Annotated in this window: 21 protein-coding genes; 12 read left to right on the top strand and 9 right to left on the bottom strand. The window is 69.8% G+C overall.

Annotation, left to right across the window (positions count from 1 at the left end):
* Nucleotides 1-58: 58 nt before the first annotated feature.
* The 6 genes from purL (at nt 59) to purM (ending at nt 8,006) form a co-directional block, all read left to right on the top strand.
* Complete coding sequence (purL, locus tag ABIC28_RS18615) at nt 59-2,332, top strand: phosphoribosylformylglycinamidine synthase subunit PurL (RefSeq protein WP_354580432.1); 2,274 nt, start codon at nt 59-61, stop codon at nt 2,330-2,332.
* 4 nt (nt 2,333-2,336) lie between these two features.
* Entirely contained in the window at nt 2,337-4,136 is a 1,800-nt protein-coding gene (locus tag ABIC28_RS18610) for an alpha/beta hydrolase (protein ID WP_097211952.1), read from the top strand.
* Between the two features lies 1 nt (nt 4,137).
* A complete protein-coding gene (locus ABIC28_RS18605; protein ID WP_354580228.1) occupies nt 4,138-4,776 on the top strand; it encodes a GNAT family N-acetyltransferase in 639 nt (212 codons plus the stop codon).
* Nucleotides 4,773-5,159 (top strand): sterol carrier family protein, encoded by a 387-nt coding sequence (locus ABIC28_RS18600; RefSeq protein ID WP_354580226.1) that lies wholly within the window; start codon nt 4,773-4,775, stop codon nt 5,157-5,159. The genes ABIC28_RS18605 and ABIC28_RS18600 overlap by 4 nt, the downstream gene beginning before the upstream one ends.
* An 85-nt stretch (nt 5,160-5,244) precedes the next feature.
* Nucleotides 5,245-6,843 (top strand): amidophosphoribosyltransferase, encoded by a 1,599-nt coding sequence (purF, locus tag ABIC28_RS18595; protein ID WP_097211955.1) that lies wholly within the window; start codon nt 5,245-5,247, stop codon nt 6,841-6,843.
* Nucleotides 6,844-6,920: 77 nt separating this feature from the next.
* Nucleotides 6,921-8,006 carry a phosphoribosylformylglycinamidine cyclo-ligase gene (gene purM / locus ABIC28_RS18590; RefSeq protein WP_097211956.1) on the top strand — a complete coding sequence of 362 codons (1,086 nt, stop codon included), beginning with the start codon at nt 6,921-6,923 and terminating at the stop codon, nt 8,004-8,006.
* Between the two features lie 157 nt (nt 8,007-8,163).
* On the opposite strand, the gene ABIC28_RS18585 is transcribed toward purM, so the two are convergent.
* The 4 genes from ABIC28_RS18585 to ygfZ form a co-directional block, all read right to left on the bottom strand.
* Complete coding sequence (locus ABIC28_RS18585; RefSeq protein WP_097211957.1) at nt 8,164-8,370, bottom strand: DUF3073 domain-containing protein; 207 nt, start codon at nt 8,368-8,370, stop codon at nt 8,164-8,166.
* Nucleotides 8,371-8,508: 138 nt separating this feature from the next.
* On the bottom strand, nt 8,509-9,465 hold the full coding sequence (locus ABIC28_RS18580; RefSeq protein ID WP_097211958.1) for an asparaginase: 957 nt from the start codon (nt 9,463-9,465) through the stop codon (nt 8,509-8,511).
* Nucleotides 9,462-10,130: an MOSC domain-containing protein gene (locus tag ABIC28_RS18575; RefSeq protein ID WP_097211959.1), complete on the bottom strand. Its 669-nt coding sequence runs from the start codon at nt 10,128-10,130 to the stop codon at nt 9,462-9,464. The genes ABIC28_RS18580 and ABIC28_RS18575 overlap by 4 nt, the downstream gene beginning before the upstream one ends.
* Entirely contained in the window at nt 10,127-11,254 is a 1,128-nt protein-coding gene (gene ygfZ / locus ABIC28_RS18570; protein WP_097211960.1) for a CAF17-like 4Fe-4S cluster assembly/insertion protein YgfZ, read from the bottom strand. The genes ABIC28_RS18575 and ygfZ overlap by 4 nt, the downstream gene beginning before the upstream one ends.
* 55 nt (nt 11,255-11,309) lie before the next feature.
* Between ygfZ and ABIC28_RS18565 the strand changes: the two genes are divergently transcribed.
* The 6 genes from ABIC28_RS18565 (at nt 11,310) to ABIC28_RS18540 (ending at nt 19,558) form a co-directional block, all read left to right on the top strand.
* Entirely contained in the window at nt 11,310-12,182 is an 873-nt protein-coding gene (locus tag ABIC28_RS18565) for an aminodeoxychorismate lyase (RefSeq protein ID WP_097211961.1), read from the top strand.
* A 169-nt stretch (nt 12,183-12,351) separates the two neighbouring features.
* Complete coding sequence (locus ABIC28_RS18560) at nt 12,352-13,845, top strand: cytochrome ubiquinol oxidase subunit I (RefSeq protein WP_097211962.1); 1,494 nt, start codon at nt 12,352-12,354, stop codon at nt 13,843-13,845.
* 14 nt (nt 13,846-13,859) lie between these two features.
* Complete coding sequence (gene cydB, locus ABIC28_RS18555; RefSeq protein ID WP_269589036.1) at nt 13,860-14,882, top strand: cytochrome d ubiquinol oxidase subunit II; 1,023 nt, start codon at nt 13,860-13,862, stop codon at nt 14,880-14,882.
* A complete protein-coding gene (gene cydD / locus ABIC28_RS18550; protein ID WP_097211964.1) occupies nt 14,883-16,604 on the top strand; it encodes a thiol reductant ABC exporter subunit CydD in 1,722 nt (573 codons plus the stop codon).
* Complete coding sequence (gene cydC, locus ABIC28_RS18545; RefSeq protein ID WP_354580220.1) at nt 16,601-18,301, top strand: thiol reductant ABC exporter subunit CydC; 1,701 nt, start codon at nt 16,601-16,603, stop codon at nt 18,299-18,301. Before cydD ends, cydC begins: the two co-directional genes overlap by 4 nt.
* A gap of 36 nt (nt 18,302-18,337) precedes the next feature.
* The gene (locus ABIC28_RS18540) at nt 18,338-19,558 is read left to right on the top strand and encodes a lipase family protein (RefSeq protein WP_097211966.1); all 1,221 of its coding nucleotides are present in this window, start codon (nt 18,338-18,340) and stop codon (nt 19,556-19,558) included.
* A 298-nt stretch (nt 19,559-19,856) separates the two neighbouring features.
* Here ABIC28_RS18540 and ABIC28_RS18535 read toward each other — a convergent pair whose 3' ends face one another.
* From ABIC28_RS18535 to ABIC28_RS18515, 5 genes are all read right to left on the bottom strand, one after another.
* Nucleotides 19,857-20,897, bottom strand: coding sequence for a type IV toxin-antitoxin system AbiEi family antitoxin domain-containing protein (locus ABIC28_RS18535; protein WP_269589035.1), 1,041 nt, complete (start codon nt 20,895-20,897; stop codon nt 19,857-19,859).
* A gap of 158 nt (nt 20,898-21,055) precedes the next feature.
* Entirely contained in the window at nt 21,056-21,697 is a 642-nt protein-coding gene (locus ABIC28_RS18530) for a heme-binding beta-barrel domain-containing protein (RefSeq protein WP_209929101.1), read from the bottom strand.
* A gap of 336 nt (nt 21,698-22,033) precedes the next feature.
* Complete coding sequence (locus ABIC28_RS18525) at nt 22,034-22,339, bottom strand: DUF1416 domain-containing protein (RefSeq protein ID WP_354580217.1); 306 nt, start codon at nt 22,337-22,339, stop codon at nt 22,034-22,036.
* A gap of 2 nt (nt 22,340-22,341) precedes the next feature.
* Nucleotides 22,342-23,175 (bottom strand): sulfurtransferase, encoded by an 834-nt coding sequence (locus ABIC28_RS18520; RefSeq protein ID WP_077042806.1) that lies wholly within the window; start codon nt 23,173-23,175, stop codon nt 22,342-22,344.
* Nucleotides 23,176-23,244: 69 nt separating this feature from the next.
* Nucleotides 23,245-23,733 carry a DUF4395 domain-containing protein gene (locus ABIC28_RS18515; protein ID WP_136910645.1) on the bottom strand — a complete coding sequence of 163 codons (489 nt, stop codon included), beginning with the start codon at nt 23,731-23,733 and terminating at the stop codon, nt 23,245-23,247.
* Between the last annotated feature and the right edge of the window lie 132 nt (nt 23,734-23,865).

The following is a 23,865-nucleotide window of genomic DNA, read 5'->3' as shown; positions in this document are numbered from 1 at the left end:
CCGATTTGACTCCTCCAGGGAAGGGACCCGACTCCCCGTGTCTTCAGAGACGAGCACCGTGCAGGTCGACACCGTCACCAAGGCCGCAGCGACCCCGGATGTCGCCCAGCCCTTCAAGGAACTGGGACTCAAGGAAGACGAGTACACCCGGATCAAGGAGATCCTCGGTCGGCGCCCGACCGATGCCGAGCTCGCGATGTACTCGGTGATGTGGAGCGAGCACTGCTCCTACAAGTCCTCCAAGGTGCACCTGAAGTACTTCGGCGAGACCACCACCGACGAGATGCGCTCCTCGATGCTCGCGGGCATCGGTGAGAACGCGGGCGTCGTCGACATCGGCGACGGCTGGGCGGTCACCTTCAAGGTGGAGTCGCACAACCACCCCTCCTACATCGAGCCCTACCAGGGCGCGGCGACCGGCGTCGGCGGCATCGTCCGCGACATCATGGCGATGGGCGCCCGCCCGATCGCGGTCATGGATCAGCTCCGCTTCGGCGCGGCGGACGCGCCCGACACCCGCCGGGTCGTCGACGGCGTCGTGCGCGGCGTCGGCGGCTACGGCAACTCCCTCGGCCTGCCGAACGTCGGCGGCGAGACCGTCTTCGACGCCTCCTACGCGGGCAACCCCCTGGTGAACGCGCTGTGCGCGGGCGCGATGCGGGTCGAGGACCTGCACCTGGCGTTCGCCTCCGGCGCGGGCAACAAGATCATCCTGTTCGGCGCGCGCACCGGCCTCGACGGCATCGGCGGCGTGTCCGTGCTCGCCTCGGAGACCTTCGACGAGTCGTCCGGCGGTCGCCCCAAGAAGCTGCCCGCCGTGCAGGTCGGCGACCCGTTCACCGAGAAGGTGCTCATCGAGTGCTGTCTCGACCTGTACAAGGCGAAGCTGGTCGTCGGCATCCAGGACCTCGGCGGCGCCGGGCTGTCCTGTGCCACCTCCGAGCTCGCGGCCGCGGGCGACGGCGGCATGCACATCGACCTGGACAAGGTGCCGACCCGCGCGACCGGCATGACCGCGGCGGAGATCCTCTCCAGCGAGTCGCAGGAGCGGATGTGCGCCGTGGTCACCCCCGAGAACGTGGACGCGTTCATGGAGGTCTGCCGCAAGTGGGACGTGCTCGCCACCGTCATCGGTGAGGTCACCGACGGAGACCGGCTCACCATCGACTGGCACGGCGAGAACGTGGTGGACGTGCCGCCGCGCACCGTCGCGCACGAGGGCCCGGTCTACGAGCGTCCCGTGCAGCGTCCCGCCACCCAGGACGCGCTCGTCGCGGACACCACCGCCTCCCTCGCGCGTCCGACCACGCCGGAGGAGCTGAAGACGACGCTGCTGAACATGGTGGCCTCGCCTCAGCTGTGCAGCCGCAAGTGGATCACCGAGCAGTACGACCGCTACGTGCGCGGCAACACCGTGCTCGCCGAGCAGGCCGACGCGGGCGTCATCCGGATCGACGAGAAGACCGGCCGCGGTATCGCGCTGGCCACCGACGCCTCCGGCCGCTACACCGCATTGGACCCGTACGCCGGTGCCCAGCTCGCGCTGGCCGAGGCGTTCCGGAACGTCGCGGTCACCGGTGCGACCCCGAAGGCCGTCAGCAACTGCCTCAACTTCGGATCGCCGGAGGACCCGGGCGTGATGTGGCAGTTCCAGCAGGCCGTGCGCGGCCTCGCCGACGGCTGCGCCACCCTCGGCATCCCGGTCACCGGCGGCAACGTCAGCTTCTACAACCAGACCGGCTCGACGGCCATCCTGCCGACCCCGGTGGTCGCCGTCCTCGGTGTGATCGACGACGTGCACCGCCGCATCCCCACCGGACTCGGCCTGGAGCCGGGCGAGACCCTGATCCTGCTGGGGGAGACTCGCGATGAGCTTGATGGCTCGATCTGGGCCCAGGTCGAGCACGATCACCTCGGTGGCGTGCCGCCGAAGGTCGACCTGGCGCGCGAGCAGCTGCTCGCCGACATCCTGCTGGCCGGCTCGCGGGACGGGCTGGTCAGCGCTGCGCACGACCTGTCCGAGGGCGGCCTGGCCCAGGCGGTCGTCGAGGCCGCGCTGGCAGGCGAGACCGGCTGCCGGATCCTGCTCCCCGAGGGCGCGGACCCGTTCGTCACGCTGTTCTCCGAGTCGGCAGGCCGAGTCCTTGTCGCGGTGCCGCGCACCGAGGAGACCCGGTTCACCGGCATGTGCACCGCTCGCGGCCTGCCGTGGGTGCGCATCGGTGTCGTCGACGAGGGCTCGGACTCGATCGAGGTCCAGGGCCAGTTCTCGGTGAGCATGGCCGAGCTGCGCGAACTGTCGGAGGCGACGCTCCCCGAACTCTTCGGCTGAGTCCTTGACCGGGGGAGAGGTCGGGACCAAGCAGGCCGGGGGAGCGGCCGGTGCGAAGCACGAGCCGTCCAACTGGGTCGAGGTCCTCGCCTCTCCCGAGGAGCTTCGGGAACGGCACCCCTTCGTGGGCTGGGCGTGGGGCCTGCTGCGGCTGGACTACACGGGCATCGCGTTCGCGGCGCTGTTCTTCTGCTGGTCGCTGACGCCGTCACTGCTGCCCCGGGACTGGCTCTACCAGGGCCTGATCGGTGGCATCACCGCGGCCATCGGCTACGGCGTCGGGACCGCGGTCGGGTGGGCGGTCAACCGGCTCCTGCTGGCGCGGCTGCCCTGGTGGCCGCCGCCCGCGAAGGTCCAGCTGGCGCTCAAGATCGCGGTGCCGACCCTGTCGCTGCTGGTGTCGATCGGCATGCTCATCGCCTCGGCGGCCTGGCAGCGTGAGCTGGCCGCGCTGACCGACGCCGAGGGCACCACCACCACCGGTTACCTGCGGACGCTGCTGCTCAGCATGCTGGTGGCGGCGCTGCTGATCTCGTTGTGGCGGGTGCTCCGGGACCTGGTCAGGTTGGTCGCCCGCTACCTGAATCGGTGGCTGAAGGTGCCGCGTTCCGCCGCCGCACCGATCGGCGTGGTGCTGGTCGCGTTCCTCAGCTACACCATGGTGACGGACGTGCTGTTCGACGCCGCCTACGCGGCGATCAACTCCGCGTTCAGCCTGCAGAACAACACCACCCGCGAGGGCGTCGAGCAGCCGACCGCCCTCGAGCGGTCCGGCAGTCCCGACTCGTACGCGAGCTGGGAGTCGCTCGGCTTCGAGGGCCGGAACTTCGTCTCGCGGGGCATGCACGCCGACGAACTCACAGCGGTGAACGGGAAGCAGGCGCTCGAACCGATCCGTGTGTACGCGGGGCTGGAGACGGCGGCGGACACCGACGCCCGACTGGACGTCGTGATCGCCGAGCTCGAGCGCACCGGAGCCTTCCACCGCAGTGTCCTGGTGGTCATCCCGACCACCGGCACCGGCTGGGTCAACCCGACCGCGGCCGAGGCGATCGAGCTGGTGCACAACGGCGACAGCGCCCTCGTTGCCAACCAGTACTCGTACCTGCCCAGCTGGATCTCGTTTCTTGCGGACCGGAACAAGGCCGCCGAGGCGGGGCGGGCGCTGATCGGCCGCGTGCACGAGCGCTGGCTGCGCGAGCCCGCGGAGACCAGGCCCAAACTGCTGATCTACGGGGAGAGCCTCGGAACGCAGGCAGGCGAGGCGGCGTTCGACGGGCTCGCCGACATCCGGGAGACCGTCGACGGGGTGCTGTGGGTGGGTCCGCCGAACTCGAACACCCTGTGGAGCCAGCTCGAAGCACGGCGGGACCCGGGCACTCGGCAGGTCGAACCGATGTACTCCGACGGGCTGGTGGTGCGTTTCGCCAATGACGCGGCCTCGATCGGGAGTCCGGCGTCCCCGTGGATGAAGCCCCGGGTGCTCTACATCCAGCATCCGTCGGACCCGGTGGTGTGGTGGAGCCCCGACCTGATCTTCAACCGCCCGGACTGGCTGTCGGAGGCGCCGGGCGACGACCGCCTGCCGGACATGCGCTGGTTCCCGTTCGTCACGTTCTGGCAGGTCGCGGCCGACCTCGCCAACGCGGCGGGGGTGCCCGACGGCCACGGCCACAACTACGGCACCACCGTGCTCGACGGCTGGGTCGCGGTGGCCGCGCCCGACGGCTGGACCGCCGACGACACCGAACGCGTCCGCGCGGCGATCGACGCGAGGGCAGGCACGCAGGGACCGGAGAAGTGACGTGGACAGCGGGGGGAACGTGACGGACCACTGGAGCAAGCCGCCGACATTGCGCGGTGAGTTCGTGCTGCTGCGCCCGACGACGCCTGCCGACGTCGACGGGTTGGCGAGGGCGCACGACGATCCCGAGACGTTGCGCTTCTTTCCGTATGGGATCGAGTCGGAGCCGCCGTCCGTGGCATCGGTCGACCACGCGCTACGGTCCGGGCGGCAGACACTCACGCAGGTGGACGCCGCGACCGGTGAGATAGTCGGTACCACCTCGATCTACAACATGAGCGAGCTGCACGGTCGGGTGACGGTGGGCTACACATGGCTCGCCTCCCGTGTGCGGGGCACGGCGATCAATGCGGAGTCGAAACTACTTGTGCTGGAACATGTTTTCGGCACTCTCGGGGCGCGCCGGGTGGAACTGAACGTCGACGACCAGAACGTGCGCTCGCGCGCCGCCGTCACCGCGATCGGCGCAACGGAGGAGGGTGCGCTCCGTCGGCATGCCCGCAGGCGCGATGGCACGGTACGGACCACGATCGTCTACTCGGTGACGGACGAAGAATGGACTCGGGTGCGGGACGGTCTGCTCGCCCGCATCTCGCGCCGATCAGCGAACCGGCCCGACGCCGACGGGTTGGCGCGGTGACCGCACGCAAGAAGATCGACCCCGCCGACCTGAGGGCGGCGCTGCTCGAGGTCCGCGACTGGCTGGCCGACACCGACGCTCCTGCGCCCAGCCGGGCCCAGCTCGCGGCCGCCGTCCGGCTCAGCGCCAGGACCCTCGAGAACACCGCACCGGGGTCCTCGGTGGAGGTGCGGGTGCCGCCGTTCGTCGCGGTGCAGTGCGTCGCGGGACCGCGGCACACCAGGGGCACCCCGCCGAACGTGGTGGAGACCGATGCGCGGAGCTGGCTGCTGCTGGTGACCGGGGGACTGACGTTCGACGACGCCTCGGCGACGGGCGCGCTCACGGCGTCGGGCACCAGGGCCCGCGAGATCGAGCACTGGCTGCCGCTGCTCCGCTTCTGAGACCGGGAGGCCTGTGGTCAGTACACCCGCCGTTAACCCGTAGAATGACCTTGCCCCCCATCCCACCCCCTAGGGAGCAACCCCGGTGACTCCAGCCGAATTGTCGGTCAACAGCCCGAATCTTCTCGCACCCGCAGACCTGTCGGATCAGGACGAGCAGCCGCCCCGCGAGGAGTGTGGCGTCTTCGGCGTCTGGGCTCCCGGTGAGGATGTGGCGAAGCTCACCTATTACGGCCTCTACGCGCTGCAGCACCGTGGTCAGGAGGCGGCGGGTATCGCCGTCGCCGACGGCTCACAGGTGCTGGTCTTCAAGGACCTCGGCCTGGTCAGCCAGGTGTTCGACGAGCAGACCCTCGGCGCGATGCCGGGGCACGTCGCCGTCGGGCACTGTCGGTACTCGACCACCGGGTCCACCACCTGGGAGAACGCCCAGCCGATCTTCCGGACCACCGCGGCAGGCACGGGCATCGCGCTCGGCCACAACGGCAACCTGGTGAACACGGCGGAGCTGGCGACCAGGGCGCGCGAGGCCGGGCTCATCAACCCCAAGCAGCCGGGCCGAGGCACCTCCGACTCCGACCTCGTCGGCGCGCTGCTCGCGCACGCGGCGGCCGACCGCACCATCGAGCAGGCCGCGATGGAGCTGCTACCCACTCTGCGTGGCGCGTTCTGCCTGACCTTCATGGACGAGCACACCCTGTATGCGGCACGCGATCCGCACGGCGTCCGCCCCCTTTGCCTCGGCCGTCTCGACCGCGGCTGGGTCGTCGCCAGCGAGACCGCCGCGCTCGACATCGTCGGCGCGTCGTTCGTCCGCGACATCGAGCCGGGCGAGATGCTGGCGATCGACGCCGACGGCGTCCGTTCCTCGCGTTTCGCGAACCCGACGCCCAAGGGCTGTGTGTTCGAGTACGTCTACCTGGCCCGCCCGGACAGCGTCATCTCCGGCCGTTCGGTGCATGCCACCCGCGTCGAGATCGGTCGCAGGCTCGCCAAGGAACACCCGATCGAGGGCGACCTGGTCATCCCCGTTCCCGAGTCCGGCACCCCGGCCGCGGTCGGTTACGCGCAGGGTTCCGGGATTCCGTACGGCCAGGGCCTGATGAAGAACGCCTACGTCGGCCGCACCTTCATCCAGCCGTCGCAGACCATCCGGCAGCTCGGCATCCGGCTCAAGCTCAACCCGCTCAAAGAGGTCATCCGCGGCAAGCGCCTGATCGTGGTGGACGACTCCATCGTCCGTGGCAACACCCAGCGCGCGCTGATCCGGATGCTCCGCGAGGCGGGCGCGTTGGAGATCCACGTGCGGATCGCCTCCCCGCCGGTCAAGTGGCCCTGCTTCTACGGCATCGACTTCGCCTCACCCGCGGAGCTGATCGCCAACGGCGCGGGGGCCAGCGAGGCCGGCGGCGTGACCAGCCACAGCATGGACGAGATGCTCGAGGGCGTCCGCCGCTCGATCGGCGCCGACACCCTCGGCTACGTCTCGATCGAGGGCATGATCGCCGCCACCGAGCAGCCCGCGTCCCGACTCTGCTCGGCGTGCTTCGACGGTAATTACCCGATTGCGCTGCCGACCGAGACCTCGATGGGTAAGAACGTGCTCGAGGGAATGCTGGAGAGCACCGCGGGCGTCGCGGCGAAGCAGGACAACGACAACGCGAGCGCGTTGAGTCGACCGTAGGCGCTCAGCGCCCACACGTAGATCACCATGCGGTGCCCCAAGGCGCCGCCGAGAAGATGGCTGGAGCAGCGAATCCGATGACCGACGACAACGACCGCCCCACCGGCGCCTCCTATGCGGCGGCGGGGGTGGACATCGAGGCCGGAGACCGGGCCGTCGAGCTGTTCGCCCCGCTGGCCAAGAAGGCGAGCCGCCCCGAGGTGATCGGCGGCCTCGGCGGATTCGCCGGGCTGTTCGCGCTCAAGGGCGGGTACAAGGAGCCGCTGCTCGCGGCCTCCACCGACGGCGTCGGCACCAAGATCGCCGTCGCGCAGGCCATGGACAAGCACGACACCCTCGGCCTCGACCTGGTCGCGATGGTCGTCGACGACCTCGTGGTGTGCGGCGCCGAGCCGCTGTTCCTGCAGGACTACATCGCCGTCGGCCGGGTCGTGCCGGAGCGGGTCGCCGAGCTGGTCAAGGGCATCGCCGACGGCTGCATCATCGCCGGCTGCGCGCTGCTCGGCGGCGAGACCGCGGAGCACCCCGGACTGATGGCGGACGGCGACTACGACCTCTCCGCCACCGGCGTCGGCGTCGTCGAGGCGGATGCCGTGCTCGGCCCGCAGCGGGTGCGCCCTGGCGACGTGGTGATCGGCATGGGCTCGTCGGGCCTGCACTCCAACGGCTACTCGCTGGCCCGCAAGGTGCTGCTCGAGATCGACCGCATGTCGCTCGGGGGCCACGTCGAGGAGTTCGGCCGGACCCTCGGTGAGGAGCTGCTCGAGCCGACCAAGATCTACGCCAAGGACTGCCTGGCCCTGATCGCCGAGACCGACGTGCGAACGTTCTGCCACGTCACCGGCGGCGGCCTGGCGAACAACCTCGCCCGGGTGATGCCGAAGGGGCTCGTCGCCGAGCTCGACCGTGGCACCTGGAGTCCGGCGCCGGTGTTCGCGATGATCGCGCAGCGCGGCCGGGTGGAGCGGGCCGAGATGGAGCAGACCTTCAACATGGGCGTCGGCATGGTCGCCATCGTGGCGCCCGAGGACGTCGACCGTGCGCTGGCGGTGCTGACCGCCCGCCACATCGACTGCTGGACGCTCGGCACCGTCGCCAAGGCATCGGACAAGCAGGAAGGATCCGACCTCGTTCGCATGGTCGGAGACCACCCGCGCTTCTGATCCCACAGCACAGAGACGAACGGACCGTCGACCCCCTTCGTGGGAGGTCAACGGTCCGTTCGTTTATGTGTTCAGCAGATCGAGATTGCGCGCCGACCGTACATGCCGAAATGCGGGGGAGCCGGTGGGCTTCCCCGCATTCCTGTACTTCGCCGTGTCAGCGGCGCCAGTCGTCGCTTTCGTCGTCGTCCCAGCGCGACGCAGTGTCGTCGGAACGCTGGTCGGCGAGGACCCCGTTCCGGTGGGAGCTGGACGAACCTCCGGACAGTTCCTTTTGCAGGCTGTCGAAGTTCGTGGACGGCGAGCTGTACTTGAGCTCGCGTGCAACCTTGGTCTGCTTTGCCTTAGCCCGGCCGCGGCCCATGGCCAACCCCCTCGCGCTTCCGCGGGGCGGCCTGGGAATTTTTGGCGGCCCCGTTTGAGTGTGTATTTCTTCCTGAGACACACTCTAGCCTGAGAACTCGGCGTGCGCTCCCACCCCAGGCCGCGTTGGGTGTCTGATTTATCTCAGAACGCCGGGAATCGCCCGAATTGTGCCCACCCGAACACCCCCACCCAGTACCGGTGGCGAGGCGAGTTCCGCCAGATCCTCGGTCCAGGCGACCCCGAGTCGGTGCAGCAGCGCGGCCGTGAGCGGCAGGCGGGCGCGTTCGCCGCCGTCGTCGATCTTGAGCGCGAAGGAGGTGCCGTCGGGCAGCGCACCCGCGTGCACGCCGTCGGCGCCCACCTTGCAGAGCAGGCCCGGTACGGCGCTCATCAGCAGGAAGTCGTCGTGACCGGTGCCGGACACCAGCCACGGTTGCTCGCGGACGGCATCGGCCACCGCTCGTTCCTCGCTGTCGGCGGCCGCGGTGGCGAGCGTGGCGAATCCGCGCGCGAGGGCGGAGAGCGAGAGCGGCACGATCGGCAGGCCACAGCTGTCGATGCCCAGCTCGTAATCCGTCTCACCGGCCAGTTCGGCGATGGTGTCCATCACCGCCAGCTGGATGGGGTGTGTGGGCTCCAGGTAGCTCTCCAGCGGCCAGTCGCGCGCCACGCAGGCCGAGAGCATGGCCGCGTGCTTGCCGGAGCAGTTCATGAAGATCCGGCGCGGCAGCGCCCCGGAGGCGAGGACGCGGGCGCGGGCGGTCTCGTTCGACGGCAATTCGGGAGGGCACCGCAGTTGGTGCTCGGCGAGCCCGCTGCGGGTGAGCAGCCGGTGCACCACAGCGACGTGCTCGGGTTCACCCTCGTGCGAGCCGGCGGCGATCGCCAGTTCGCGGTTGTCGGAGGGGGCGAATCCACTGCGCAACAGGGCCACGGCCTGCATGAGCTTGTTCGACGAACGGGGATAGATCGGGGTGTGTACCTCGCCGAGGGCCAGGATGACCTCGCCGTCCGGGTCGAGCACGACCACCGAACCGCGGTGCACGCACTCGCGGAAACCGGAGCGATCCACTTCGACCAGTTCGACGCTCAATACTCCACCTGCACCTTCCGTCCGGCGATCCGTCGGCGTGCCTTGTCTGCGACAGTAGGCGACAGGTCTGGCTGCTGCTCGAGCAACGCGACCAGATTTTCCGGGTCCCGCCCGGTGAACAGGTCGCGCACGGTCACCCCGTGGGCCGGCACGTGCACGCGGTGGATCGCATCGCCGGCGGTCACCAGGCCGCCGCGCACCACCCGCAGGTAGGCGCCGGTGTCGGCGCGGTCGGCGAAACGCTTGACCCAGCGAGGTTCCCCGGCCCACACACCGAAGGTGCCGCACGGGGTCCGCGGGCCGGTCACTTCCAACTCGGCGGCGAGATCGCCGTCACCCAGGCGCCAGCGTTCGCCGATCACCGCGTCGCTCGCGGCGATCCCGCTGATCCGGAGGTTCTCGCCGAACCAGCCGGCGGGCAGCTGCCGTCCCAGCTCCGACTCCCACCGCTGCGCCTCGTCCTGCTGGTACGCGTACACCGCCTTGAACGTGCCGCCGTGGAACTCGGTGTCGCAGATGTGGTCCCCGTCCATGCCCGCGGGGCCGATCCGTACCGGCCCGTCGACGGGCCGCTTGTCGATCGCGGTGCGCGGCACCCGCTTGGTGCCGCTGTCGCGCTCGGCGTGCACCACGCAGACGGCGTCGACGCGCCCCGCGCCGCTCACCGGCCGCGCAGCCGGTCGACGGCGGCCCGGCCCGCCTGCACAGCGTCGTAGCTGGGCACGGAGTCGGCATCGATCGAGGCGGCCACCGAGCCGGCGAGCAGCGCGGTGTCCACCGGAACGGTCCGCTTGACCAGGGCCAGTGCGATGGGGCCGAGCTCGTGGTGGTCGACGACGGTGCCCAGGTGCCCGACGGTCCTGCCGTCCGCGGTGACCGCGTCGCCTGGCTCCGGGCGGGTGTCCGCGGACCCGTCGAGATGCAGCAGCACCAGGTGGCGCGGGGGCTTGCCGAGGTTGTGCACCCGGGCCACGGTCTCCTGGCCGCGGTAGCACCCCTTGTCCAGGTGCACGGCCCCGTGCTCGGCGATGCCGCCGATCCAGCGGGCCTCGTGCGGGATGGTGCGCTCGTCGGTGTCCACGCCGATCCGGGGGCGCACAGCGGCCACCCGCAGCGCCTCGAACGCCCAACTGCCCGCGGGCGCGGCGCCCGCGGCGGTCAGCGTCTCCCACCAGCGGGCGAGCTGGTCGCGGGGCACGATCAGATCGAAGGCGTGTTCGCCGGGCCACGGCATCGAGCGCAGGAAGCCGCCCCCGGGCAGCGCGACCGCGCCGTAGACCGGCGGAAGCGAGGCGATGCCGAGAGCGGCAAGGATTTTCGGCCGGCGTACGTCGGGCCCGAGCAGGCTCAGGACGGCCATCTCGGGCGCGGCGGCGGGCTCGGCCTTCGCCCAGAACACCATCTTCTGGAGGAATGCCAGCAGGCCGGGGCCGTGGGTGCGCTCGGTGTCGATCCAGGTGGTTCCGTCCAGATCGGTCAGCACGAAGTGCTCCTCGACCCGGCCCTGCAGGTCGAGGCTCAGGTTCTCCGCGGAACCGCCGTCGGGCAGCTGCGCGATGTGCTGGCTGGAGATGGTGTGCAGCCAGGTGAGGCGCTCGTCGCCGCCGATGGAGAGCACGAAACGGTTCGAGCGGTCCACGATGGCGGCGGCGTTCTCGGCGCTGCGCTGCTCGCGCAGCGGGTCGCCGTAGTGCCAGGCGACCCCGGCGTCGAGGGAATCGTCGGGACCGGCGACGGCACCGGGATAGGACAGCAGCGGACTGGGGGCGACGCTCGGCGACTCGGACACAGCTCCATAGTAGGAGCGTCCGGCCGCGGCCGGACGGTCGTCCTAGGCTGTTGGCATGGCTCCTCGCGTACTGGTGACCCTCGACGGCAAGGTGCACGACCCCGACGTCCCGCTGCTCTACGCGGACGACCTGGCGGCCGTGCGTGGTGACGGAGTGTTCGAGACCGTGCTGGTCCGGGGCGGTTCCCCGTGCACCATCGAGCTGCATCTCGAACGGCTGAACAACTCCGCGGCGGCGATAGACCTGCCGGAACAAGACCTGGACCGCTGGCGCGCGGCCGTGAAGACCGCCCTCGCGGAGTGGGACGGCGACGGCGAGGGGTTGATGCGGCTGGTGCTCAGCCGTGGCCGCGAGATCGGCGGGGGGCCGACCGGTTATCTCACACTCGGCCCCATCGACGATCGCGTCGCGGCCGTCCGGCGCGACGGGATCGCGGTGGTCACCCTGCCCCGCGGGTTCTCGGTGGACCTGGCGGCGCTCGCGCCGTGGCAGTTGCTGGGCGCGAAGACGCTGTCCTACGCGACCAACATGGCGGCGCTGAGGCATGCGAACTCGCTTGGCGCCGACGACGTGATCTTCACCAGCAGCGAGGGTCTCGTGCTCGAGGGCCCCCGCTCCACGGTCGTCATCGCTCGCGGCCGCACGCTGATCACCCCGCCGATCGAGCAGGGGATCCTGCCGGGAACCACTCAGCGGGCGCTTTTCGAGATCGCGGGCGAGCACGAGTTCCGCACCGAGGTGGCGCCGCTGCGGCCCGCGGATCTCATTCTGGCGGACGGTGTCTGGCTGCTCTCGAGTGTGACTCTCGCCGCACGGGTGCGGGCCTTGAACGGTCGGGTGACGACGGTGCCGGAGATCGCCGAGGAGCTGTCGGCGCTGGTCGACCTGTCGGCGGAGACGGTTGGGGCGATGCCGGACGCCGTCTGAGTGCGGTCCGGGACGAGCACGGGCGACTTGACTCCGCTACTACTGTCGGTAGTAGATAAAGGCCTGCGGCAAAAGGTCGCAGGACGTACCTTTTGAAGCGGGACTGAGGCGTCAGCCCACGACTCGGCCCCGGTCACGCCTGTTCAACGGGCACTGCATGGGAGAAGCCATGGACGCACTGGACGTATCTCGGTGGCAATTCGGAATCACGACCGTCTACCACTTCATTCTCGTCCCGCTCACGATCGGGCTCGCCCCGCTCATCGCGATCATGCAGACGATGTGGGTGATCACCAAAAAGGATCACTGGTATCGGCTCACCAAGTTCTTCGGCAAGTTCTTCCTCATCAACTTCGCACTCGGCGTCGCCACCGGCATCGTGCAGGAGTTCCAGTTCGGCATGAACTGGAGCGAGTACTCACGCTTCGTCGGTGACGTGTTCGGGGCGCCGCTGGCGCTGGAGGGCCTGGTCGCCTTCTTCCTCGAATCCACCTTCCTCGGCCTGTGGATCTTCGGCTGGGGACGGCTGCCGAAACTCGTTCACCTGGCGACGATCTGGTTGGTCGCGATCGGTGTCAACGCCTCCGCGTTCTTCATCATCGCCGCGAACTCGTTCATGCAGCACCCGGTGGGTGCTCGGTACAACGCGGAGCGCGGTCGCGCCGAGCTGACGAGCATCTGGGAACTGCTCACCAACAACACGGCCTTGGCGGCGTTCCCCCACGTGGTGGCGGGCGCGCTCCTCACCGCGGGCACGTTCGTCGCCGGTATCGGCGGCTGGTCGATGGTGCGCAGCATGCGCAGGGCAAAGGAGGCCACCGATCCGGCGGTCTCGGGTGAACACGAGAACACCGCCCGGACGATGTTCCGCCCGGTCACCATCCTCGCCCTGTGGGTGATGGTGGCCTCGGGTGTCGGCCTCGCGATCACCGGCGACATCCAGGCCAAGCTGATGTTCGAACAGCAGCCGATGAAGATGGCATCCGCGGAATCGTTGTGCCACACCGAGACCGGCGCCGATTTCTCCATCCTGACGGTCGGAACGCAGAACAACTGCGAGAACATCACCCAGCTCATCAGCATCCCCGGGCTCACCTCGTTCCTGGCGAACGGCGACCCCAACTCCACCCTCCAGGGCGTCACCGAACTCCAGGCCCAGTACGAGGAGCAGTTCGGACCGGGCAACTACAAGCCCAACCTGTTCGTCACCTACTGGACCTTCCGCGCGATGATCGGCTGGGCGGCCGGCTCGGCCATCCTCGCGGTGGTCGGGCTGTGGATGACCCGCGGCGGCCGGGTCCCGGACAAAAAGTGGTTCGGGTGGCTGTCCCTCCTGGCCATCCCCACGCCGTTCCTCGGCAACAGCGCCGGATGGGTGTTCACCGAGATGGGCCGCCAGCCCTGGGTGGTGCACCCGAATCCGACCGGGGTGGACCAGATCCGGCTGACCGTGGATCAGGGCGTGTCGGACCATCCGACCGGTCTCGTGGTCTTCTCGCTGATCGTCTTCACCCTCCTCTATGCCGCGCTCGGCGTGGTGTGGTTCATGCTGATCCGCCGCTATGCGATCGCAGGCCCGTCCGACCACGACAAGCATCCGCCAGGTGACGAAGAAGAGCCCGAGGAACCGGGCGAGCCCAAACAACTGTCGTTCGCGTACTGAGGCGGGAGAAGACCATGGGACTTCAGGAATTCTGGTTCATCCTCATCGCGGTGCTCTTCGTCGGCTACTTCGTCCTCGAGGGCTTCGACTTCGGTGTCGGCATGCTGTTCCCGGTGCTCGGCCGCACAGACACCCGCCGACGGGTCATGCTCAACACCATCGGCCCGGTCTGGGACGGCAACGAGGTCTGGCTGATCACCGCGGGCGGTGCGTTGTTCGCGGCCTTCCCGGACTGGTACGCGACCCTGTTCTCGGGGTTCTACCTACCGCTGCTGTTGATTCTGGTCGCGCTGATCCTGCGCATCTGCGCGATCGAGTGGCGCGGCAAGATCGACGATCCGACCTGGCGAGTTCGCTGCGACATCGGCATCATGATCGGCTCGTGGGTGCCCGCCGTCCTCTGGGGCGTCGCGTTCGCGAACATCGTGCGCGGCGTGGCCATCGACGAGAACAAGAAGGTCGTCTCCGGCTTCTTCGACCTGCTCAACCCGTACGCGCTGCTCGGCGGCGCGACGACGGCCATCGTGTTCGCGCTGCACGGCGCGGTGTTCCTCGCACTCAAGACCTCCGGTGAGGTTCGCGAGGACGCGGTGAAACTCGCTGCGCGACTGTCGATCCCGACGGTCGTGGTGGCCGGGGCGTTCGTGCTGTGGACGCAGCTGTCCTTCGGCAAGGGCTGGACATGGATCCTCGTCGCGGTGGCGGCCGCCGCCCTGGTCGGGGTGGTCGCGCTGACCGCCGCGGCACGGGAGGGCTGGGCCTTCGTGCTCACCACGGTCGCGGTCGTCGCCACGGTGGCGCTGCTCTTCGGCTCGCTCTACCCGAACCTGATGCCGTCCACCATCGACGAGGCATACAACCTGACGATCTACAACGCGTCGTCGAGCCCGTACACACTCAAGGTGATGACCTGGGCTGCGGTGTTCATGACGCCGGTGGTCATCGGTTACCAGGCCTGGACGTACTGGGTGTTCCGCCAGCGGATTTCGACCAAGCAGATCCCGCCGTCGATCGGTCTGCCCCTGAAGACGCGTTAGATGTCGCTCGACGCACCGGCCGCGCCCGCGGAGCACGCCCGCAGGCGCGGTCCGGTGGACCCCCGGCTCTGGCACTACTCGAGATCGGCCCGCGGCTACCTGCTGCTCACGGTGGCGCTGTCCCTGGTCACCGCGGGCACGGTCATCGTGTCGGCGCTGATGATCGGCACCGTGCTGGCCGGGGTGATCACCGACCCGGCCGCGCGGACGCCCGCCGCGTGGGGGACCGAGCTGGCGGTGCTGGCCGCCGCGGTCGCGGTGCGGACGGCGTCCACCTGGGCGCACTCCCGATACGCGCACCGTTCGGCGTCGAGGGTGATCGGGGAGCTCCGCGGCGAGGTGCTCGAGGCCGCCGCCGAACTGCCCCCGCGGAAGCTGGACCCGCGGCGCGGTGAGCTCGCCACCGTCCTCACCCGCGGGATCGAGGGCCTGCGCGCGTATCTCACCGGCTACCTGCCCGCCCTGATGCTGGCGGTCACCGTCACGCCGCTCACCCTGCTGGTGATCCTGTTCGCCGATCGGACCTCCGCGGTGATCATCGCGCTCACGTTGCCGCTGGTGCCGGTCTTCATGATCCTGATCGGGCTGCTGACCAAGGGCAAGGCGGCCGCCTCGCTGACCACGATGACCGCGTTGTCCGCGCAGCTGCTCGACCTGTTGGCGGGCCTGCCCACGCTGCGGGCGCTCGGTCGCGAACGGGGCCCGGCGGCACGGGTCCGGGCCCTCGGGGACGCGCACCGGCACACCACCATGTCGGCGCTGCGGATCGCGTTCCTGTCCGCGATGGTGCTCGAGCTGTTGGCCACGCTCTGCGTCGCGCTCGTCGCGGTGAGCATCGGCCTGCGACTCGTGTTCGGCGGCATGGAACTACGCGGAGGCGTGATCGCGCTGATCCTCGCCGCCGAGGTGTACCTGCCGTTGCGGATGGTCGGCGCGCAGTTCCACGCCGCCGAGGACGGGATGGCGGCCGCCGAGAAGGCCTTCGGGGTGCTGGACGACAGGGAACCGGTCGTCGCGGGGGACGGCGACCGCGCCGTGCCCCTCGGCCCGATCGTGCTGCGCGCGGTGGGGGTGCGGGCCCGCGGACAGTGGGCCCCGCGCGGCCTGGACGCGGTCCTGGAACCGGGCCGGGTCACCGTGCTCACCGGCGCCAACGGATCCGGCAAGTCCACCGTGTTGCACCTGATCCTCGGTCTCGCCGACCCCGACGAGGGGGAGGTGTCGGTCGGTGGGGTGCCCGTGCGCGCACTCGACGCCGAGCAGTGGTGGCGCGAGGTGGCGTGGCTGCCCCAACACCCGGTGCTGATCCCCGGCACCCTGCGCGAGAACCTGGAACTCACCGGTCCGGTGGCGAGCGATGCCGACGCCGTGGACAGGGCCTGCGCGGCAACGGGATTCGATTCGGTGCTGGCCGATCTCCCGGACGGCTGGCGGACGCGGGTGGGGGTTGGTGGCCTCGGCCTCTCGCTAGGGCAGCGGCAGCGGCTGGCGCTGACCCGCGTGCTGCTCTCCGATGCCACGGTGGTGCTTCTCGACGAGCCGACCGCGCACCTCGATCCCGCCACCGAGGCGACGGTGCTCCGGTCGGTGTGCGGTCTCGCCGCCCGCGGCCGCACCGTGGTGATGGTCGGGCACCGGGACACGGTGCTCCGGGCCGGCGACGAGGTGGTGCTCGTCGAGGCCGCCGACGGTGCGGACCTGGACTCGGAGGTGCCGGCATGAGCCGCGATCCGCTCCTGCGTGCCCTCCGACTGCTGGAACTGCGGCCGGGCCGGGTCCTGTCCGCGGTCGCGGCCGGGGTCGCCACCCTCGGCAGCGCGCTCGCCCTTGCCGCGTTGTCAGCCTGGCTGATCACCAGGGCCTGGCAGATGCCGCCGGTGCTGGATCTCTCGGTCGCGGTGGTCTCGGTTCGCGCCCTTGGCATCTCGCGGGGTGTGTTCCGCTACCTGGAACGGCTCGCCACCCACGACGCCGCGCTGCGCGGCACCACCGCGGCCCGCGAACGGATCTACCGCCGGCTCTCCACCGGAGACCCCGCCGCCCCTGCCGGACTGCGCCGTGGGGACCTGCTCGCGCGCACCGGGGCGGACGTCGACGCGCTCGGCGACGTGGTGGTCCGGGCGCTTATCCCGATGGCCGTCGCCGCGATTCTGGCCGTCGCGGCGACCGTCGGGCTCGCGCTGATCTCGCCCGCCGCGGCGCTGGTGCTGGCCGCCGCGCTCGTGGTCTCGGGGGTGCTCGCGCCGGTGCTGTCCGCACGGGCCGCGCGGATGGCGGAGGCGGACGGCGCCGTCGCGTCGGCGCGCTTCAGTGAGACCGCGGTGCTGGCCCTCGATCACGCCGCCGAACTCCGCGTCGCGGGCAGGCTCGGCGAGACGGTCCGGGCGGCCAACGACTGGGAGGCCCGCGCGATCCGCGCCACCGACCGGTCCGCGGTCCCGTCCGCCTTCGCCGCGGCCGCGACTCCGCTCGCGATCGGGGCGAGCGTGCTGGGGTCGCTGCTGATCGGTATCTCGCTGTACGGCCCCGACGGCGGGGCCCCCGGCGAGATGACCCCGATGGCGTTGGCGATCCTGGTGTTGGTGCCGCTCGCCGCGTTCGAGGGCACGGCCGCGTTGCCCGCGGCGGCGGTCGCGCTGACCAGGGCGAGGCTTGCGTCGGTGCGCATCGTGGACCTGCTCGACCGGTCGGGGGATCCGGTGCCGACCGGGGGTGTGCCGGTGGAGGGGCCGGTGCACCTGCGCACCGAGAACCTGCGCTGCGGGTGGCCGGGCGGCGCTGTGACCGAGCCGCTGGACCTGCACCTGGCACCGGGCGCCCGGGTCGTGATCGTCGGACCAAGCGGCGCGGGCAAGACCACCCTGCTGATGACGCTGGCGGGGCTGCTCGCCCCCGTTGCCGGGGCGCTGACGGTGAACGGGACGCCGGCCGGATCGGTGGACGCAGACTCGCTGCGTCGCACGGTGGGGTTCTTCGCCGAGGACGCCCACCTGTTCGACACCTCGTTGCTGGAGAACCTGCGCGTTGCGGACGGGGAGCTGGACGAGGAGGGCGCGCGGGCGCTGCTCCAGAAGGTCGGGCTGGGGGACTGGGTGTCGGGGCTCCCGGACGGCGTGCACACCTCGCTGGCATCGGGCGGCCGGTCGGTGTCCGGTGGCCAGCGTCGACGTCTGCTGCTGGCCCGGGCCATCGCCTCGCCCGCGCGGGTGCTGCTGCTGGACGAGCCGACCGAGCACCTCGACGCGGAGGCGGGCGCGGCGCTGCTGCGGGGCCTGCTCGATCGCGACGGCACGCTGGTGGCGCCGGGCCGGACGGTCGTGTTGGTGACCCATCAACTGCCCACGGGTACCGCTACCGACCAGGTGCTGGCGGTGCGGCGCAACGAAACGCACGTGTCGGGCCGACGTTCCCTGGCATAGTGGCCACGCGACCGTGTCGATGATCAGGGGGGATCTATGGGATTGTCTGCTCGCGGACTTGTCGGTGGTGTGGTCTTAGCGCTCGCATCCGGACTGGTTGCGGCGTTGGTGGGGGGCGGGACGGCAGGGGCGATCCCGGTCTACCCTGTGGCCGATCCGGATCCCTTCTTCAGCGCACCCCCGGACCTCGCGGAGCGCGCCCCCGGTGACGTGCTCAAGGTCCGGCAGATGCCGCCCAACCTGTACTTTCCCGGGAGCCAGGTCTGGGAGGTGCTCTTCCGCACGAAGGACTCTGAGGGGCTTCCGATGGCGGCGAACACCACCTACCTGCTGCCACCGAACCACGTCCCGGACGGTCCGCTGGTGTCGTACCAGCACATCATCAACGCGCTCGGGAACAAGTGCAAGATCGCGACCGAGCTCTACACGACCGACCCCTTCACCCAGATCCGGGAGGCACCCGGCCTGAACATCGCGCTCGCGCGTGGCTGGGCGGTCGCCCTTCCCGATCACCTCGGGCCGAGGATGGCCTACGGTGCCGCGAAGCTCGGCGGCCAGATCACCCTCGACGGTCTGAAGGCAGTGCGGAAGATCCCCGAGTTCCAGGCGGCGAACAGCCCGATCGGTCTCGCCGGCTACTCCGGGGGCGGGATGGCCACCGGCTGGGCTGCCGCCCTGGCACCCACATACGCGCCCGAGCTGAACATCGTCGGCGCGGCCCAGGGCGGCGTCCCGATGAACATAGGAAAGATGGCCCAGGCGCTCGGTGCGAACCCGCACCCGGCGTTCGGCCTCGCGATGGCGGCCGCGCTGGGGCTCGAACGCGAGTACCCAGACCGGGTCGATGTCTCGGGCCAGCTCAACGACCAGGGCCGGTGGCTGCAGCAGATGATCCAGAACGGCTGCACCAACGAGATCATGTTCTGGGGCATCGGGCGCAGCGCGATGCAGGTGACGGACAACAAGGACTTCATGAACAATCCCTCCGCCTGGGTGGTGATGGACGAGAACAGTCTCGAGCTCTACCCAGGGGTCCCGGACTTCCCGATCTTCGAATGGCACAGCCCCACTGATGCTTTGATTCCGGTCGACTCCATCGACAACACCCTGCGGCGCTACTGCGCGGCAGGCACGCCGGTGGAGACGCTCCTGACCCCCACCCCGGACCACCTCTCCGCCGCGGCCCTGGGTCTGCCGCAGGCACTCGATTGGATCGACGGCCGGTTCCGCGGTGTGCCTGCCCCGTCCACGTGCTGACCTGCGCACGGACGGAGAATAATCCGTTGCGCACCCCCGGGGCCGGGCGTACCTTCGTCCGTACACGAGGAAGGAGGTGGTCTGAAGTTGAAGAACTACAGGACGCGTGAGGTGGCTGTCAGCTAGCCGCTACCGCTGACGGTGGGGTTCCATCAACCGCGCACTGCGGCTGGCGAATCCCAGGCAGCTACCCGGCCCCCGAGTCCCCGGTCGAGTCCCGACCGGGATCCGTGCGACAAACGTCCGCGCACGGGTACGGCTCGGGGGTCGTTCTGCGCTCCGCGCCCGTGCGCGCGTCTCACCCCGATTGGGGTATAAAGCGCGCACAGTTCGGGCAGGGATTTGCACCCCGCCACCCGCCGCGCTCGAGGAGAGCGCGTACCTCGGCCGCCACCAGACACGGCTCCTCGTTCACCTCCTCCCATCCGAAGACCAGTTGGTCCCGGCCGGCCAGGGAGGCCGCGTTCGAACGGCGACGATCGCGTCGGCGCACCTTCCGCGACGAATGCCACCTGTGTCCGTCCAGACGCACGACGAGAACCGCCGCCGACCCGGTGTACGTGACGTCCTCGTAGAGCGTCACGCCGTCGACCGTCACCGGGCCCTGCCGCACTGCGTCCGGGAGTCCGTGCGCTCGTTCGACATCGACTGCGTAGTGGAATTCGAGTACCGACTGGATCCCGTTCGCAAGCATCGAGCATGCGTCGGCGATGGCCCGGTTGTACCGTCGCGGTTTGCGGTCGACGATCCGTGATTGGAGCCGGGACAGTCGGATTCCGCCGTTGGTGACGCTCGCGACCACCGATCCGTAGGCGAGTCGGGCAGTCGGCTGATCGACGGCGAGGTCGATCGCGGTGTCCGGCGGCGAGGTCCGTGGCGGTTCCGTTTCGACACCGATGCGGGAGAAGGCGCGGGAGCGATGCACGATCACCCCGGGATGCAGCAACTCGCCGATCGACGGGACGGGTTCGTGGGCGCGCGGTGGCCTGCGGATTGCCGTCGCATACTGGTTCACGGCGGACGAGCCGTACGGCACCGTGATATGTACCGGTCCGCCGCGCGCCAGTGGTAGCAGTCCCCACTCCTCCGCCGCGGTGTCGTGGCTGAGCATCGCGACGCCGCCATAGAGCAGCGCCGCGCGTAGGAGCATGGGGCGGCTCAAGGGTCCCGTCGTGACGGCGTAGACGCCGTGCAGCGGACGCTGCCACTGGCCGGATTCGAGAAGGTACTGGACATGCTTACGCGTGTAGCCCGACCGGTGTGCTTGTGCGGCCGATAGGAGGCCGTCCTGCGACCCGAGCAGCTGCTCCAGTGATTCGAGATCTGTGGCGTTGGACATAGGCCGGACGTTGTCGGCCGGCACCGACCGTCAACGTCACGACAGCCGCAGCACCGTCACTGCCTGTGGATGATTCCGGGCCTGTTGGTAACGCGAGAACCGTGCGTGGTTCTTACCCCGACTGGGGTGCAACACGCGCACGGGCGGCGCAGCCGCTGCTAACCGATGTAGCGGGCGAGGCGGGCCGAGAGGTGTGGCTTCAGCGGACCGTCGGCGAGGATGCGCTCCTCGACGTAGGCGAGGTCGCCGCCCTCGACGATCCCGTACAGGCGCTTGGCGCCGCCGACCACGGCACCCTGCTTGCTGCGGATGACCACGTCGGTGGCGAGCTCCCAGCTGGACTGGGTCAGCGCCCGGCCGTAGTACAGCTCGACGACCCCGGAGCTGTGCGTGAGCAGCAGCTCGACGGTCTCCTCGTCGATGCTCCCCGGGATGCCGTCTCCCGCGACGCGCCAGTACCCGCTCTCACGCAGGTCCGGCCGGACATACTCGCCGTCGGAGTCGAGGACCCAGGTCTGTGATTCCCAGTGCAGGTAGTTGCCGCCGTTGTGCGAGACCACGATCTGCTGGCCGAAGCGGTACTCGCCGTCGGCAGGGTTATTGGCCTCGCCCTCGCCGCGCCAGACGCCGACCAGGGGGAGCAGCGCGAGCATGCCCGGGTTCAGGTCGGGGCCGAGCCGCAGGTTGGCGGTGTCCTCGGGGATGGGGAGATCGGGCAACACCGGGATGTTGCGTGCGCTGGTTTCCTTTGCGCGCTCCTCGGCGGCGGCCACGGCACGATCGCCGCTGCCGCGCTGCACGGACACTGCATCAGACGGTGCGCCCTCGCCCGATTGGGCCTGCGCATCGTCGTCCGGACCGGACGTCTGGCTCACGACTCGTCGGTCACCAGGCGGTACACGACATACAGCGAGAACCAAGCAATCAGCACGGAGGCGAAGGCGAGTAGAACCTCGAAGAAGATGACCACGGCATCAGTGTAAACCGCTGCGTCGCAGCCGCATGCCGTGGGTGCCGACTGCACCGGAAACGCCGAAGCGGCCCCGCTCCCTGGTGGGGGAGCGGGGCCGCGGGGTCGAACTGTGCGCGCTTTTCACCCTGGTTGGGGTGAGACTCGCGCACGGGCGCCGGAGGCGCTACTTCGAGACGGTGATGTCCACGTTGTGGACGCCGTTGCCCTCGGGGGTGACGGTCGTGTCGCCGTTGCCGGTGCTGGACAGCGCACGCACGGTCCAGGTGCCGGGGGCGGCGAAGAACCGGAAGTCGCCGGTGCCCGAGGCCACGACCTCGGCGGTGAACTCGCCGGTGCTGTCCAGCAGACGGACGAACGCGCCGCCGACCGGCTGGCCGTCAGCAGCCAGCACGCGGCCGGTGATGACGGTTTCCTTCTCGACGTCCACGCCCGCGGGCAGGGTCTGACCCTGAACAGGTGCTCCACACATAACTAGGCTCCCAACTCGATCGGTGCACCCACGAGGGAGCCGTACTCAACCCAGCTGCCGTCGTAGTTCTTGACATTGTTCTTGCCGAGGATCTCCTGCAGCACGAACCAGGTGTGGCTCGAGCGCTCGCCGATGCGGCAGTAGGCGATCGTTTCCTTGCTCTCGTCGAAGCCCTTCTCGGCGTAGAGCTTCGTCAGGTCCTCGTCGGACTTGAAGGTGCCGTCCTCGTTGGCGGTGGTGCTCCACGGGATGTTGATGGCGCCGGGGACGTGGCCACGCTGCTGCGCCTGCTCCTGCGGGAGGTGCGCCGGCGCGAGGATCTTGCCGGAGAACTCGTCGGGGGACCGCACGTCGACCAGGTTCTTGCTGCCGATGGCGTTGATGACCTCGTCGCGGAAGGCGCGGATGGAGGTGTCCGGCTCGCCGGCCTGGTAGGTGGTGGCCGGGCGGACGACCTCGTCCTTCGACAGCGGGCGACCGTCGAGCTCCCACTTCTTGCGGCCACCGTCGATCAGCTTGATGTCCTGGTGGCCGTACAGCTTGAAGTACCAGTACGCGTACGCGGCGAACCAGTTGTTGTTGCCGCCGTAGAGCACGACGGTGTCGTCGTTGGCGATGCCCTTGGCGGACAGCAGTGCGGAGAACTGCTCGCGGTTGAGGAAGTCACGACGGACGCCGTCCTGCAGGTCCTTGCGCCAGTCGAGCCGGACAGCACCCTCGATGTGGCCGCCGTCGTAGGCCGAGGTGTCTTCGTCGACCTCGACGAAGACCGTCTTCGGTGCGTTGAGGTTCTGCTCGGCCCAGTCGGCAGAGACCAGGACGTCGGAGCGAGCCATGGTTTTCCTTTCGATACTTCTTGCGGGGTATGTGGGGGTGGTGCGGTCGAGGCCGGTTGGATTGCGCGGCTACGCCGCGGTGATCGATGTCGACCTGCGGAAGCGGGCCACGAGCGGGTAGATCTGGCAGCCGAGGCAGAACGCGAAGGCCGCGTTCAGCAGTGCGGCGAAGAGGGCGAACCCGGTGGCCACGGTGCCGACGACCGTGAGGCCGGTGAGGAAGCCCGCCACGCCGACGACGGCGAAGACGAGGCCGACGAGCTGGGCGAACCGCAGCGGGGCGACCGGCTCGCGTTCGGTGGTCGGGGACAGCCGCGGCGCGACGAACCGGGCGAACACCTGGCCGTACGGGCTGTTGCGGGGGCCACGGGCCGCGCCGAGTCCGAAGACCACGGCCTGCGCCGCGAGCAGCAGACCGGCCGCGACCAGGGAGAACGTCGACAGCACGAGCACGGCCACGAGGACACCGGTGGTGATCCAGGCCGCGAACCGCGGACCGCGGACGTCGACCTGGTCGGCACTACCGGTGCGGGACCGGGAGGTGGTGGAGGTGGACATGGGAGAGAACTCCTGCGCTTGAAACGGATGCCTTGACGTGCGGAGATGAACCGCGGGTATTCCGGATTGCGATCACGGCGCGGTGCTCAGGCAGGAGATGCCGGATGAGCGGAGAACGTCAGCCGTGGAATC

It is taken from the genome of Rhodococcus sp. PvR044 (genome assembly GCF_040548995.1).
Lineage (GTDB): Bacteria > Actinomycetota > Actinomycetes > Mycobacteriales > Mycobacteriaceae > Rhodococcus_G > Rhodococcus_G oryzae.
The sequence above is the reverse complement of the archived record's forward strand: the minus strand, read 5'-3'. Positions and strand labels throughout refer to the sequence as shown.